18 protein-coding genes are annotated in these 15,435 nt (G+C 38.9%); 9 read left to right on the forward strand and 9 right to left on the reverse strand.

Annotated elements, in window-relative coordinates; all coding sequences use genetic code 11:
- The first annotated feature begins 408 nt into the window (after positions 1–408).
- From ACTIEV_RS05095 to ACTIEV_RS05120, 6 genes are all read left to right on the forward strand, one after another.
- Positions 409–1,017 carry a porin family protein gene (locus tag ACTIEV_RS05095; protein ID WP_322196129.1) on the forward strand — a complete coding sequence of 203 codons (609 nt, stop codon included), beginning with the start codon at positions 409–411 and terminating at the stop codon, positions 1,015–1,017.
- 48 nt (positions 1,018–1,065) lie between these two features.
- Positions 1,066–1,668, forward strand: coding sequence for a hypothetical protein (locus tag ACTIEV_RS05100; protein WP_322196128.1), 603 nt, complete (start codon positions 1,066–1,068; stop codon positions 1,666–1,668).
- A 125-nt stretch (positions 1,669–1,793) separates the two neighbouring features.
- Complete coding sequence (locus ACTIEV_RS05105; RefSeq protein ID WP_322196127.1) at positions 1,794–2,297, forward strand: nuclear transport factor 2 family protein; 504 nt, start codon at positions 1,794–1,796, stop codon at positions 2,295–2,297.
- Between the two features lie 46 nt (positions 2,298–2,343).
- Positions 2,344–3,783 (forward strand): S41 family peptidase, encoded by a 1,440-nt coding sequence (locus tag ACTIEV_RS05110; RefSeq protein ID WP_322196126.1) that lies wholly within the window; start codon positions 2,344–2,346, stop codon positions 3,781–3,783.
- A 124-nt stretch (positions 3,784–3,907) separates the two neighbouring features.
- A complete protein-coding gene (locus ACTIEV_RS05115) occupies positions 3,908–4,072 on the forward strand; it encodes a hypothetical protein (protein ID WP_322196125.1) in 165 nt (54 codons plus the stop codon).
- Positions 4,073–4,250: 178 nt separating this feature from the next.
- Entirely contained in the window at positions 4,251–4,430 is a 180-nt protein-coding gene (locus ACTIEV_RS05120) for a PIN domain-containing protein (RefSeq protein WP_416194676.1), read from the forward strand.
- 86 nt (positions 4,431–4,516) lie between these two features.
- On the opposite strand, the gene tsf is transcribed toward ACTIEV_RS05120, so the two are convergent.
- The 6 genes from tsf to ACTIEV_RS05150 form a co-directional block, all read right to left on the reverse strand.
- A complete protein-coding gene (gene tsf / locus ACTIEV_RS05125; RefSeq protein ID WP_322196124.1) occupies positions 4,517–5,353 on the reverse strand; it encodes a translation elongation factor Ts in 837 nt (278 codons plus the stop codon).
- 208 nt (positions 5,354–5,561) lie between these two features.
- Entirely contained in the window at positions 5,562–6,452 is an 891-nt protein-coding gene (gene rpsB, locus ACTIEV_RS05130) for a 30S ribosomal protein S2 (protein ID WP_178888698.1), read from the reverse strand.
- 108 nt (positions 6,453–6,560) lie between these two features.
- Entirely contained in the window at positions 6,561–6,950 is a 390-nt protein-coding gene (gene rpsI, locus ACTIEV_RS05135) for a 30S ribosomal protein S9 (RefSeq protein WP_178888699.1), read from the reverse strand.
- A gap of 36 nt (positions 6,951–6,986) precedes the next feature.
- A complete protein-coding gene (gene rplM / locus ACTIEV_RS05140; RefSeq protein WP_322196123.1) occupies positions 6,987–7,430 on the reverse strand; it encodes a 50S ribosomal protein L13 in 444 nt (147 codons plus the stop codon).
- A 305-nt stretch (positions 7,431–7,735) separates the two neighbouring features.
- Positions 7,736–8,614, reverse strand: coding sequence for an alpha/beta hydrolase (locus ACTIEV_RS05145; protein ID WP_322196122.1), 879 nt, complete (start codon positions 8,612–8,614; stop codon positions 7,736–7,738).
- Positions 8,615–8,841: 227 nt separating this feature from the next.
- Complete coding sequence (locus tag ACTIEV_RS05150; protein ID WP_322196121.1) at positions 8,842–9,549, reverse strand: VIT1/CCC1 transporter family protein; 708 nt, start codon at positions 9,547–9,549, stop codon at positions 8,842–8,844.
- An 86-nt stretch (positions 9,550–9,635) separates the two neighbouring features.
- Between ACTIEV_RS05150 and ACTIEV_RS05155 the strand changes: the two genes are divergently transcribed.
- A complete protein-coding gene (locus ACTIEV_RS05155; RefSeq protein ID WP_322196120.1) occupies positions 9,636–10,805 on the forward strand; it encodes an amidohydrolase family protein in 1,170 nt (389 codons plus the stop codon).
- A gap of 5 nt (positions 10,806–10,810) precedes the next feature.
- Here the strand turns inward: ACTIEV_RS05155 and recO are convergent, their stop codons facing one another.
- A complete protein-coding gene (gene recO, locus ACTIEV_RS05160; protein ID WP_322196119.1) occupies positions 10,811–11,548 on the reverse strand; it encodes a DNA repair protein RecO in 738 nt (245 codons plus the stop codon).
- Positions 11,549–11,648: 100 nt separating this feature from the next.
- Positions 11,649–12,680, reverse strand: a complete 1,032-nt coding sequence (gene pheS, locus ACTIEV_RS05165) for a phenylalanine--tRNA ligase subunit alpha (protein WP_322196118.1) — start codon at positions 12,678–12,680, stop codon at positions 11,649–11,651.
- 121 nt (positions 12,681–12,801) lie between these two features.
- On the opposite strand from pheS, the gene ACTIEV_RS05170 reads away from it, so the two are divergent.
- Positions 12,802–13,554 (forward strand): DUF4290 domain-containing protein, encoded by a 753-nt coding sequence (locus ACTIEV_RS05170; protein ID WP_322196117.1) that lies wholly within the window; start codon positions 12,802–12,804, stop codon positions 13,552–13,554.
- A 124-nt stretch (positions 13,555–13,678) separates the two neighbouring features.
- Positions 13,679–14,986, forward strand: coding sequence for a UDP-N-acetylglucosamine 1-carboxyvinyltransferase (gene murA, locus ACTIEV_RS05175; protein WP_322196116.1), 1,308 nt, complete (start codon positions 13,679–13,681; stop codon positions 14,984–14,986).
- A 6-nt stretch (positions 14,987–14,992) separates the two neighbouring features.
- Here murA and ACTIEV_RS05180 read toward each other — a convergent pair whose 3' ends face one another.
- Positions 14,993–15,430: a response regulator gene (locus ACTIEV_RS05180; protein WP_322196115.1), complete on the reverse strand. Its 438-nt coding sequence runs from the start codon at positions 15,428–15,430 to the stop codon at positions 14,993–14,995.
- Positions 15,431–15,435: the final 5 nt, after the last annotated feature.

Below are 15,435 nucleotides of genomic sequence, written 5' to 3' on the forward strand. Positions count from 1 at the left end.
TTCACTACAATCCTTCGGTATATGCAATGATAATACTTCAGCACTGAGTAGGCGAAGAACTTCATTGAGCCGATTTAAACGATGATTATACGCCTGATAAGACGGGAGAAGTGGAAACCAACTGCGCAAATGCCTACTGGCAAAGCGGTGAATATCTTTGATCGTATGACGACCCTCTTCTATGGATACGTATAGGTATATCGTCAGAACCTCCTCATCGCTGAAGACTGGTTTACTATTATTACTATAACGTTGACAGTGATATTTTAACTCTTTGTCGTACTTTTCGCAAATGTAAAAGTAGAGAGCTATTAGTTTTGCTTCGAACACATTACTAAAACGCTCTTTGCTTTTACTTCATTTTACCCAATTTGACCATTTTCAACCCTTGATTCGCATTATTTACTTATGAAAACGAGTCCACTTGTTATTTTAGGATTACTACTCTTTGTTTATACTGCAAAAAGCCAATCTCGGTTTGGTGTAAAAACAGGTTTGAACCTAGCCAATCAAAGCAAAACCATCTCAATTCCTCAACTACCAAGCATTCAACAAAATACGAAGACATTGATTGGCTATCAATTCGGAGTTTTCTATAAGTCATTATTGTCTAAAAATTTATCTATTTCAGTCGAACCGGCCCTTTCTGTAATAGGTTCAAGTATGACCCTGATAGGTTCTGATGGTGATAGCTACGATACAGATGAAAAGCTAGGATACATAGAATTACCATTGACATTTCAATATGCGATTAAAAAACTTTATTTCGGTCTAGGTCCAAGCATGGGACTTAAACTGTTTTCCAAACTCTCAGGTTTTGAAAACAGAACTTTCGATATCACAAATTACAAGTCTATGGATGCAGCAGGGAATATTTTGGTAGGATATAGTTTATCAGATAAAATAGACCTCAATGCTCGATATAGCCACGGTCTTATAAACATTATCAAAAACATAGGCTACGCTGAGACAAAGAATAGATTTTTCAATTTCTCGGTTTTATTTTACTTGAAATGATCGATCATCAACTTTAGAAAGTTTTAAAAGTTCTCATACGATAAGCCAATGAAGACTCCTCTAATCATCATAGTTATCTTATTTACACTGACAATATCTGCAAAAGCACAAAAACGGATTTCGTACGCATATACAGAAATCACGAAAGTGCAATATGACACTTGTCGTCAGACTATCTATTTAGCAGTCAATAGAAAGATAAAGAAGCAAGCAGATCAACTCATCATTCCGATCATCGGAAAATCATCAATAGTTTTCAAAGACAATACATCAGATGAGAACTTTCATGAGTTTTCGTATTCTGGTGATATTATTGGAACTATGCTCTCGATGGTCAAGCGCATAGACCATCATAAAGAAGAACTTTACCTCATTAATCGTTCTACTGGAGCTGTTGACACCTTAATCGGAGAGCCTGTTTTTGCTGAAAACATGAAAGACTTTGTCTGCATCAGCAATCGGGGAACAGACGAAAAACAATACATACAAATCTGTGAATTAAGAAATGGCTCCATGAAGAAAAGGATATTACTGCCTGGTAAGCCGGATACTTTTTTTATGAACATTGGTTGTGTCAACCGGAACTTTTTTTCGGTAAAAGATAATAAGGATAGGTATTGGAAGTTAGACTTCAAAATTAGCGGCGAGTAGTAACGTGTCTTGACTATCAATATTTGGGAAGTTTTAAAAATTTCCAAATGTTCCAATATGAATAATAGTGAGTCATCACATAATAAAAGTTATCTTAAAGTATTCTTTATAGAAAACAGATTCACATGTCACAAGTAATTACTAGTATTTTAATACTACTCTTAATGACTGCCAGCGCGGTTGTAGCCCAACCCGATAAACGATCTCCCCTCTTCCTTGAACTCAAACAACAAGACAGTCTCTTCTTTGAACGAAGCTTCAATCAATGTGATATCGCTTATTTAGAAAGTCGGATGGCACAGGATCTCAAATTTTATCATGATCAAAGTGGATTTCAGGATAGAACAAAATTCTTCGAGAACATCCAACAATACATCTGTACCCCATCAAGTAAAAAACCTATTCGGAAAGTGGATGTAAACAGCTTGGAAGTATATCCACTAAATAACAACGGAAAACTATATGGTGCGATTCAAATGGGTATTCATCATTTTTATATCAGAGAACAGGGCAAAGAGGATATACATACCAGTACTGCCAAATTCACCCATGTATGGTTAATGCAAGAGGGTATTTGGAAATTGAGTGAAGTGTTGAGTTATGATCATCATGAGCCCAATAGTCATTAATTTTACATTATTATAAAACTTCATATTCTTGAAAACAGCTTAGGAAATGAAACAGACTATTTACTTGTTGATCAGTTTACTACTATTCTCTACTGATCTCTTCTCTCAAATCAATAACTGCAACTGTCTTGAAAATTTAAACCAAACGGTTCGTAAGACGGAAGAAAATTACGCCGGTTTTCCTGCCAAAGTGAATAAGAATACGCAATCTGCATATCAAGCGCTGGTTAATTCGCTTGAGAAAAAAGCTTCCAAGGAAACAAATCCAAAAGCTTGTTTCTATTTGCTCAAAGAATATATCAGGTTCTTTAAAGACAAACATTTTATGTTACGTTACATAAACGCCGATGACTATGATAGAGAAATGATTACTTTCTCGGATAAGTATTTTCAAGAGAAACATTTGAAGAAAGAACTATCTAATGTAGAAGGCATTTGGATCAATGCTGATAGCTCATTAAAATTAGCGATACAAAAAACACAACCGAATATTTATAAAGGGATTGTAATCGCTTCAAAAGATCCAAATATCCCTATTGGCTTGGTTTATCTGACTTTGAGCACATCTAAAAATGGCTTTATTGCAAAAGAGTACAACTACTTTATTACTACAGATATCCCTGCAAAACAAAAAGGCAACTTATTGCAAATATGGAATCAAAACATGTTTGGAAAAATTTATCCTACAGTATTAACAGAAGCAGAAAAGAAAGAATTGAATACCTGGCTCAATGATAACAATGGCCTCGATTTTCAAAAGCTATCTTCTAAAACAGCCTACTTAAAAATTCCAACTTTTTTGAATAATGATAATAAGATCCAACAATTGGTTACAAAAAATGATTCAATCATAAAAGCCAGTGATTACTTAATCGTTGACTTAACAGGAAATGGTGGTGGTAACACAGGTTGGGTCTCATTTTTATCTTATTTCATGACAAACCCCATTCTTCAATATGATACCTATCTACGTGTTACGCCTGAAAATGTACAGTTGAAGTTAAAAGATCTAGAACCCTACGTATTGACCCCTATACCAGATGAATATAAAAAATACTTCCCTGATGAAACGATTGCAGCTTATAAGAAAGCCTATCAGGAGCTTCCTACAACAAAGAAAACATTTTATCCTATTCCCGGTGTAACGTTTCCACTAGATTCGATCTTACAAAGACCTAAGAAAATAGCCCTGATCGTAGATGATCTTTGTGGTAGTTCCACCGAATATTTTTTCCATATCAGTAAACAAAGTAAGAAAACAACTACCTACGGTATTCCTACCATTGGTATGATGGATTATGAAGGCATGTCGATCCCAACTGCTTTGCCTTATGATAAATATTTTTTAACCATCCCCATTGTGAAGTCAAGTTGGACAGACAAAAAACCAATCGATCTAACCGGATTTCAGCCGGATATTCTGTTGAATAAAATAGAACAGAAGAAATGGGTTGAGTTTATTAGAAGAGATTTAGAAGGTCAATAGCTAACCGTTGTTATGAATAATCATCGACTTTTGGAAAGTTTTAAAACTTTCTAAAAATCAAGCACAATGACTGTTGACTATTCGAGCAAAAAATTAATCGTATATTTACTTAAAATGGTTCAAAATGGTTTTAGTCTTAAAAAAGGGCGCATCTAAAAAGCAGATAAAATTGCTTGAAAAAAAAATCAAGCTAAAAGCAGGTGTAGATGTCCTGAAATATTGCGGAAGCATCAAGCTAAAAACTGACGCGTTGGAAATACAAAAGAGTTTACGCAATGAATGGCAATAAACTCCTGTTAGATACAAACGCAGTTTTGTATTTATTAGGTGGCGATGAAACACTAGCCACTTTCCTTAACGGAAAAGATCTTTACTTATCCATCATCTCAGAGCTAGAACTTCTCTCTTACAAAAAGATCAGTCTGCGAGAGCAGAAAATCATTACTTCTTTTTAAGCTGAATTAAAAATTGAAAACATAACTGAGGAAATTAAAAAGAATACAATTGAAATTAGAAAGAATACAAATCTTAAATTACCTGACTGTATTATTGCAGCCACCTCTATAACACTTGATATTCCACTTATTACCTCAGACAAGCAGCTGAGTAATTTACACGGATTGAATATTATCCTATATGAAAAGTAAAAACAGATCATCAACTTTTCAAAAGTTCACAACATAAAAAAGGGAGATGATCACTCATCTCCCTTACTATAAAAATCTGAATTGAATTAACCTAAAGCCACACGCTTAAATCCGGTAACAGTTATATTACCTGCATTTTTCAGGTAAGCTTCTACGGTGATGCTACCATCTTTTACGAAAGCCTGTGCCAACAAAGTATTCTCTTTGAAGAATGCATTCAGTTTACCTTCTGCGATCTTAGCGATCATATCATCGGGTTTACCTGCCATTTTAGGATCTGCTTTCATGGTATCTACCACAATTGCTCTTTCTCTTTCAATGGTTTCAGCAGGAATGCTATTCGCATCTACCGCCAATGGATTCATCGCAGCAATTTGCATCGCCACATCTTTACCAGCCTCAGCAGCTTCGCTGCTTAAGCCAACCAATACACCCATACGGTATGCACCATGGATATAAGATGCTACATAAGGAGCTTCTACTCTTTCAAACTTGGCGATACCGATTTTTTCACCAATAGCAGCCAGTTTATCATTGATCATGTCCGCTACTTTAGAACCATTGATCACTACTTCACTCAGTTCTTCCGCACTTTTTACATTGTTAGCAACAGCTGCATCAGCAATGGTCTGTGCAAATGCAACGAAATCTGCATTCTTAGATACGAAATCTGTTTCGCAACTAATACAAACCACAAAACCGGTTTTGTTATCAGCTGAAGTTTTAGCGATGATCACACCTTCTTTTGCTTCACGGTCGCTACGCTTAGCAGCAACTTTCTGTCCTTGCTTACGCAACCAGTCGATCGCAGCTTCGAAATCACCATTGGTTTCAGTCAAAGCTTTTCTGCAATCCATCATGCCGGCACCTGTGGCCTGGCGTAATTTGTTGATATCAGCGGCTGTAATTGTTACAGTACTCATGGTATGTTGAATTTTGAATGTTGATTGAAATGTATCTGATGACGCGCAAAATTATGGGCTGTATCAGAACGCTTATTTTATGAAATGATGAACAAGTATTGTCAAATACGATGCCTGATCATCAAAAGACTGAAGTGTATATATAAATTGGGTCATTATGTCACTATCTGGAGAGATAATGACGCAATGACCCAATCTGATTACTTCATTATCTGCTTCCACCGCCACCGGCTGGACGACGGCTTCCCGGAACACGACGCTTAGGAGCTCCACTTCCTTCACCCGCACCAGCACCACCACGGCGACCACCACGTGCAGCTTCGGCTTGTGCTTCAGCTTCTAATCTGCGTGCTTTTGCTTCGTTCTCGTTGTTGCTATCTTCTGTTTCTTCTTCATCTTTTGAAGCCTGACGTTCAGCCAAACCTTCTGCAATAGCAGCTACGATATAGTTAGTGATGATGGCAATAGACTTAGTAGCATCATCATTCGCAGGAATAGCAAAATCTACTTTATTAGGATCGCAGTTGGTATCAACCATACCAAAAGTGGTAATGCCTAAACGCTTCGCTTCCGCCAATGCGATATGCTCATGACCGATATCAACCAAGAACAATGCTGCCGGTAAACGACCCAACTGCGCGATACCACCCAACACTTTCTCCATTTTGTCTTTATCACGACTCAATGTCAATCTTTCTTTTTTGGTCAGGCTTTCAGCACTGCCATCCGCCAGCATTTTTTCGATGCTCTGCATTTTCTTCACGCTCTTACGAACGGTGTTGAAGTTGGTCAACATACCACCTAACCAACGTTCTGTAGCGAAAGGCATGTTCACACGCTTAGCGCATTCACTCACGATTTCTTTCGCTTGTTTTTTGGTGGCCACAAACATGATCTTCTTACCGCTCTTCGCGATCTGCTTCACAGCCGCCGCAGCTTCCTGCAGGTGATCAACAGTTTTATTCAGATCAATGATGTGAATACCTTTCTTCTCAGCAAAGATGTAAGGCAACATCTTGGGATTCCACTTCTTTTTCAGGTGACCAAAGTGTACGCCGGCCTCCAGAAGTTGTTGCTGTAATGAAGTGTTATTTTCCATCTTGTATGATTATAAAATTTTAATTTTTTTTTGTTGTCCATAGACCATAGTCCATGGTCCATACCGATTGATAACCATGGACCATTGACTATGGACCATGGTCCGTTATTAACGCTTACTGAACTGGTAGCTTCTACGTGCTTTCTTGTGACCGAATTTCTTACGTTCAACACCACGTGGATCACGCTTCAGTTGTCCGGCTGCCTTCAATGAAGGACGGAAATCAGCGCTGATCTCTAACAATGCACGAGCAATACCCAATTTGGCTGCTTCAGCTTGTCCTTTCAGACCACCACCTTGTGCATTGATCACTACATCATACTTACCCAGTACTTCTGCAGTTTTTAAAGGAGCTTCTACCTGATTCTGCAGGTATACCAGCGGAAAATATTCTTTATAATCTTTATCGTTTACAGTGATCTTACCATCACCCTTGCTAATGAATACACGGGTAACAGCTTCTTTACGGCGACCAACTGCGTTTTTTTGTTTTTCCATTTATCAGGAATTTGTAATTAGCTAATTTGTTGTTGATTAGAACTTTAGTTCTTTAGGTTGTTGTGCACTGTGCGGATGTGCAGTACCTGCATACACAAACAATTTCTTGATCATTTTACGACCCAAACGATTCTTAGGGAGCATACCTTTTACAGCTCTCTCCATAATGACTTCCGGACGACGCTTGATCAGATCTTGTGCAGCTTCTTCTTTCTTACCACCTGGGTAACCGGAGAAGTTGATGTATTGTTTGTCTTCGAATTTGTTACCCGTGAAAACCACTTTTTCAGCATTGATAACAATTACGTAGTCACCACAATCAACGTGCGGTGTGTAATAAGCTTTGTTCTTACCACGAAGAACAGAAGCAATCTTAGAGGCAATACGTCCTACGGTTTGATTAGTACCGTCCACAACGTACCAGTTGTGCTGTACGGTAGCCGCATTCGCATGCTTCGTAGTGAAATGAAGTTTACTCATAATATTTCTTTTTAAGTGAACCCGGCGCTATCCCACCGGACTTATAATGATCCCAGAATTTGGGACGGCAAAGGTAGGTCTGATATAGATGATTTTCCAAAGAAATTGGGATGTATTTTTAATCGAACCTTTGTAATTAATTGATTTTCAATAAAAAATTTGGTTGAAAATTTCTATTGATGAAAAAATAAGCCACAGATGCACAGATTATAGAACAATAATCTGTGCATCTGTGGCTTATTATAACACTACTTTATCTCATTTCAATACAAACGACTTGTAGCTTGAACCTTGCAGCTTATAGCCTATTTCTTTAAAAAGCCCTGATACTCCATCCAAGCTGCAAGCTGATCAGCCCAAGCATCGGAAGGCTGTTGCTGCTTGCGGATACCAAAACCATGTCCACCTTTATTGTATACATGCAATTCAGCAGATCGTTTTGCATTGTTCCATTTCGAATACAACGCTACACTATGTGTTTGCAGACCGATCTGATCATCTGATGCCACTGCAATAAACATGGGGGGCGCATCCCCCGCGACCGTTCCTTGCATTTCCGGAGGTAGAAAAGCATAAATGGGTGCCACAAAATCAGGTTTATTTTCTGCGTTATATCCAAAACCCGCTGAACCGGCCACAGTTCCACCTGCAGAAAAACCCATGATGCCTATTTTATTTGGATCAACACCCAATTGCGCTGCATTTTTTCTGACATAAGCTATTGCCTGCTTTCCATCTGCAATCGCCATAGGAACAGATGCCATTTGTTTGGCCTGTAAATCCTTATCACCAAATGAGGCGTTGAAATCTTTGATCGGGTCATCGCCTGATGCTTTTGCCAATCTGTATTTTAACACAAAACAGGTAACGCCTTTTGTAGCCAGCCATCTTGCAACACCCAATCCTTCGTTTTCTATGGATAAAGCAAAGAAGCCTCCGCCCGGACAAATGATTACCGATGTCCCATTCGCTTTTCCTGCTTCCGGCTTGATCACTGTTAGCGTGGGCTCTGACACATTAAAAACCACCGGTGTATTCCATGCAGTCTTTTCGATATAAGCTTCAGACCATGTCCAATTTTCAGAACCTGGGGCTTTACCTTCGTAAATTTTGATCACTTCTTGCGCATTTGTAAACGAGCAACAGATCAAAAAGAGCAATGCATTGAAAATTGACTTTATCATTGTATTCAATATTTATTTGTTACAGATTAGATATTAACAAAGTTTCTCAGCCATTGTTGGTCATAAATCAACAGCATCATTTGTTTGAAAGAGTAACCAACACTTCACAGGGGGGTTCACAAAGGGTTCACTAAGGGTTCACTAGGGGTTCACCTATAGTTAACCTTATCCACATTTTAATTCAGCCATTGTTGATTGCCGGTCAATAGCATCACTAATTTATTTCCTCACGCAACATTTACACCAAACAAGTAACCTACCAATGCCGAAAGACCCATTGCAATAGTTCCCCAAAAAGTAACTCTTATAACCGCTTTCATAACTCCTGAGCCACCAGTCTTAGCCGCTAATGCACCAAGAATGATCAAAAAAATGATCGCTGATCCATACAATGTATACCTTAATGACTCCAAAGGAAGAAACAATGTAGCGAACAAGGGTAATACACCACCTGCAGTAAAAGCCGCACCTGATGCCAACGCAGCTTGAATAGGATTGGCCTGACTGATTTCATTCAATCCCAATTCATCTCTTAAATGTGCGCCCAATGCGTCATGTTCTGTAAGCTCTTTAGCAACCAACATCGCTGTTTCTTTTTTCAAACCTCTTTGTTCATAGATCTCTGCCAATCTCTGTAATTCCAGCTCGGGCATTTCTTCAAGTTCTTGCTTTTCACGAATAATATCTGCTTTCTCCACATCGGTTTGTGAACTCACGGAAACATATTCACCGGCTGCCATAGATAATGCACCGGCCACCAAACCCGCTACTGTTGCCAATACGATTGGGTCTCTAGTAACACTGGCAGAAGCTACACCAATGGCAATACTTGCAGTAGATAATATGCCATCATTGGCTCCTAAAACAGCCGCACGTAACCAATTACTTCGATTGATATAATGTGGCGCGAGATAATCATCCATGTGTGCTGACATAACTATATTTTTATCTTGACTCCTGTTCAAGTTACTAAACTATTGTAATAGAAGAACGAGTTATACAATAACTTAGCAATCGTAAAATGGCTTATAAAAAATTCAATGCTTCGCAACTTTTTACCGGCAAGGAAATGCTGGATGAAAATACTGTACTTATTACTGATACCTCAGGTAATATTGAAGCCATTGTTGTCAAAGAAGAAGCCGGAGAAGATGTACAAACGCTAGAGGGAATTCTCTGTCCCGGTTTTATCAATGCCCACTGCCATTTAGAACTAAGCCATTTAAAAAGCTATATTCCTGAAAAAACGGGTTTGGTAGATTTTGTTTTACAGGTGGTACAGCAAAGACATTTCCCTGATGAAGAAATATTAGCTGCCATCAGCAAAGCAGAAGATGATATGCTAAACGCAGGTATTGTAGCAGTAGGAGATATTTGCAACAACACCCACACTCTCTCACAAAAGAAGTTACAACGGTTACAATACCATCATTTCATTGAGATCAGTGGTTGGAATCCTGCTATTGCAGGAATCAGAATGCAGAAATCATTGGATTATTTCAAAGAGTTTCATACTGTATTTCCTGACCGGTCCAGTATTTCGCCTCATGCACCTTACTCTGTTTCCACTGCATTGTGGCAGGAAATGCAACCTTACTTTACAGATCAAATCATTACCATCCACAACCAAGAATCAGCGGCAGAAAATGAATTATTCAAATCTGATAGTGGCGATTTTAAAAGATTGTATCAATTGATGCAAATCAGTAATCCTTCTTTTACTGCTACCGGAAAAAACAGCTTGCCTTCGGTATTTCATTATCTCGAAGCAGCCAAGCATGTATTACTAGTGCATAACAGCTTTACCGAACAATCGGATATTGATTTTATCCGATCATCAAAAGCCCCTGTATCCTTTTGTTTATGCCCAAACGCCAACTTATATATCGAACAAATATTACCACCCGTTGATCTTTTTGTGAAAAATGATATCACATTGGTTATCGGAACAGATAGTCTTGCCAGTAATCATCAGTTGAGTATACTGGATGAATTGAAAACCCTTCATCAGCATTTTCCCCATCTCTCACTTTCTCTTTTACTGAAAGCCGTTACATACAATGGTGCTACAGCATTAGGAATAGAAAAAGAGTTAGGCAGTTTTGAAAAAGGAAAAAAACCGGGTGTTTTGTTATTGAAGGATATTGCAGATAAGATTACTGCTGATACTTCTGTTCAACGAGTATTATGAGACAACTAACTCAATATCTCCTGAAGAATAGCCAGTGTTTTCAACTCCCCAAAATCGGCAATATGCAATGCCATGTAATTTTGATACGATTCTAATAAAGCTCTTCTGGCAGAACGATTCAGTTTTAGATTCTCAAGCTCATTGTAAAAAGAAAGATCAATCAACTGCGAAGTCAATTCAGCCATTTGTCCATCTAGAAAATACGGATGCTGAGGTAAAGTATTCACAAAAACACCTTCTTGCAAATCCAATACCGCCGTATCCTTACCAAACTTTCCTTGTGGACGAAAACCCAATTCCGATGCAAGGTGTAGAACAAAATACAAAGGCAGATTCGCCGTTAAAGTTTCATTGCCTTTATCGAGCTGTTTCAAACTGTCTTCAATCAAATAAAACAATTCAGGATTGGCTTCCGGTTGTTTCAAACTGTGTTGTACCAGTTCAATCATATACATAGCAACAGAGTGCTTCACTACATCCGACAACACATGTTCATACAAATAACTCCACCGATATTCCTTCACAAATTGTAATTGCTTCAATTCATTGTGATACACTTCCATATCCAACAATGCAGAAGGCTGAAAATAACCCGCTTTACCTGCTGAAGTTTTGGTAGACTGTCGAACCCCTTTTACCAAATAACTCTGAATGCCAAACAACTCCGTATACACGGTTGTGATGACACTCGTATCACCATACTTAACCGTTCGCAGTACTATGCCTTTTGTGGAGTGGATCATGTGAGAGCAGTCCATGGTCCATAGTCCATGGTGAATGGTGGTTTAATTTTATGATGCAAATAACTTCCAAGTCCACAATACCATGGACCATGGACCCCAATCACACCGCCCCCGTAAACTGTTTCAAAAACCTTACATCATTCTGTGAGTAAAGGCGCAGGTCGTTTACTTGGTATTTTAATTGTGTAATTCTTTCTATACCCATACCAAAGGCGAAGCCGGTGTATTTATTGGAATCGATACCAAAGTTTTCCAGCACTTTCGGATGCACCATACCACTACCCAATATCTCTACCCATCCTGTATGTTTACAGATATTACAACCATCACCACCACAAATCTGACAGCTGATATCCATTTCAGCACTGGGTTCTGTAAAAGGAAAATAGCTCGGTCTGAAGCGCACTTTTACATGTTTACCAAATAGTTCTTGTACGAAAAAGTATAAGGTTTGTTTCAAATCAGCAAAGCTTACATTTTCATCGATGTATAAACCTTCTACCTGATGGAAAAAGCAATGTGCTCTAGCACTGATGGTTTCATTTCGATACACACGACCCGGACAAATCACACGGATCGGTGGTTTTTGTGTTTCCATCACTCGTGCCTGTACACTGCTGGTATGTGTACGCAATAACCAATCAGGATTCTGACTGATATAAAAAGTATCCTGCATGTCACGCGCAGGATGATCTTCTGGAAGATTCATGGCTCCGAAATTATGCCAGTCGTCTTCAATCTCCGGACCTTCCGCTACCGCAAAACCCAAACGACCAAAAATGGAGACAATTTGATTGCGAACAATATTCAATGGGTGTCTGGTACCCACAGGAAAGACTTCTCCGGGTAAAGTAATATCTCTTTGCTGATCACCACCAGCGGCTACACCTTCTGTTTGCTCTTTTAATGCAGTATATCTCGCTTCTGCAAACTCTTTGAACTCATTGAGTATTTGTCCGAACACCTTTTTTTGTTCATTCGGTACATTTTTCATCTCTCCCATAACAGTCTTTACCAAGCCCTTGGTTCCAAGGTACTTGATGCGAAAAGCTTCTACCTGAGCGGGGGTGGTAGCTTCAAAAGCCTGCATTTCCTGTTTGTATTGCTCAATTTGTTGCACAATCTGTTCCATATTGCGAAGATAAACAGCGTAGGGGAGTGATGAAAAAATGATTTGTTGAAGGCAATAACGTTAAAATACATCCTGAAAAGCCCTAATTACTTACATTTGTTCTCTTACTTATTATCGTTACATGGAATATAATACTTCGAGAAGTTATCTGGGAATGCGTGAATATGGTCGTCATGTACATAAAATGGTGGACTATTTACTGACCATTGAAGACCGCGACAAAAGACAGCAACAGACACAGGCTGTTATAGAATTGATGGGCTTTTTAAACCCACATTTGAAGAATGTGGAAGATTTCAGACATAAATTATGGGATCATCTCTTTTTTATCAGTGATTTTAAACTGGATGTGGATAGTCCGTACCCTATTCCTACCAAAGAAACCTATAAACTGAAACCTGATCCCTTACCTTATCCTAAAAGGCATCCTAAATATGCACACTTAGGTAAGAACCTGGAAGTGGTGATTGATAAAGCATTGAAAGAAGAAGATCCGGAGAAGAAAGCAGGTTTTGCGCATGCCATTGCTTATTATATGAAACTGGCATATAGCAACTGGCATAAAGAGTTGGTGCATGATGATGCCATTAGAACCGAACTCAACAGCATCACCGGTGGAGAACTGGAATTCAGCAATACTCCATATATCAAACATCGCAATCAGAATTTTGAACGTGATGAATATAGTAGTGGTGGTCGTGGTGGTCGCTGGCAGCAAAATTTTGGCGGACGTAACAATCGCAACAATAGTGGTGGCGGTGGACGCAATAACGGCGGCGGTAGAAACAATAACAACCGTAATAATGGCGGGGGAGGCAGAAACAATAATAACCGCAATATCAATGGCGGGGGCCAATTCAAAAAAAGATACTAATCAGATCTTCCAATATAGAGAAAGTCCACCAAGTGGACTTTTTTTATGGCTATCCATCAGACAATAAAAAAAATCACGGCGGCGTTTTATTACATTCGTGTCAACAAGCAATCAAACCAATTGTATGAGTTCCTTTGAAGTTCGCGGTGGTAATCGTTTACAAGGTGAGATCATCCCACAAGGTGCTAAGAATGAAGCATTACAGATTCTCTCTGCGGTTTTATTGACCGACGGAGAGATGATCATTTCCAATATTCCGGATATTTTGGATGTGAATCTGCTTATAGAACTACTGAGTGATATGGGCGTAAAAACCGCTCGTATCAACGATGATACGTATAGCTTTCGCGCAGATGATGTGAATATTGATTATTTATCTTCAGCAGAATTCAGAAAAAAAGGAGGAAGATTAAGAGGTAGTGTGATGTTGGCGGGACCGATGTTAGCGCGTTTCAAAAAAGCCTATATACCCAAACCCGGTGGTGATAAAATTGGAAGAAGAAGATTGGATACCCATATCATTGGATTTGAAAAACTGGGAGCCCAATTTGAATTTGATGAAGACAATAGTTGCTTCAAATTAACAGCTCCATCTTTACGCGGCACTTATATGCTATTGGATGAACCTTCGGTAACAGGAACTGCAAATATTGTAATGGCAGCTGTATTGGCAGAAGGTACTACACAAATTTACAATGCAGCCTGCGAGCCATATCTTCAACAATTGTGTACCATGCTCAATCGAATGGGCGCTAAGATCAGTGGTATTGGAAGTAATTTATTAATCATTGAAGGAGTTACTACATTAAATGGGACTGCGCATCGCATGCTACCCGATATGATTGAGATCGGTAGTTTTATTGGTTTGGCTGCCATGACACAAAGTGAACTCACCATTAAAAATGCAGGTGTGGATCATTTGGGAATCATTCCTGAAAAATTCGGACAACTAGGCATCGCTTTAGATATTCATGGAGATGATATCCATGTACCACAACAGGATGTATATGAAATACAAACTTATCTCGATGGTGGTATCCTCACCATTTCAGACCACCCCTGGCCCGGTTTTACGCCTGATCTGTTGAGCATTGTTTTGGTAGTAGCCACACAAGCAAGAGGTAGTGTATTGGTGCACCAGAAAATGTTTGAGAGCAGATTATTTTTTGTAGATAAACTCATTGATATGGGTGCACAGATCATTCTTTGTGACCCACATCGTGCAACTGTAATTGGATTGGGCAGAAAAAATAATTTGAGAGGTATTACTATGAGCAGTCCGGATATTCGTGCCGGACAAGCATTGCTGATTGCTGCTTTGAGCGCAGAAGGTAAGAGTACCATTCAAAATATTGAACAGATCGACAGGGGCTATCAAAAAATTGATGAAAGATTGAGAAATATCGGTGCCGATATTCGAAGAATTATATAATACTATTTAGCGTGAAGGTAGTTTTACAATCGATATCCAATATTCTTCAATGCTGCGTATCACTTCCATAAACTTATCCAAATCAACCGGTTTGATGACGTAACTGTTGGCATGATTCAAATAAGATTCTTGCACATCCGATTCTGCAGATGAAGTAGTGAGCATAATGACAGGAATGCTCTTTAATATGGGATCATTTTTCAATTCATGTAACACTTCTTTGCCATCTACCTTGGGCAAATTGATGTCCAGCAAAATGATATCCGGTGTCTGCACATCTGCATATGCTGCTTCTTTTTTCAAGTAGGCCAACGCTTCTTCCCCATCTCGCACCACACGTATATGATTCCTGATCTTAGCTTCTTTAAAAGCTTCAATGGTCAGTCGAATATCCCCCTCATTGTCTTCAACGAGAAGAATTTCCAAGTCCTCAAACGCAGACATATCTT

It is taken from the genome of Sediminibacterium sp., assembly GCF_051861365.1.
GTDB lineage: Bacteria > Bacteroidota > Bacteroidia > Chitinophagales > Chitinophagaceae > Sediminibacterium.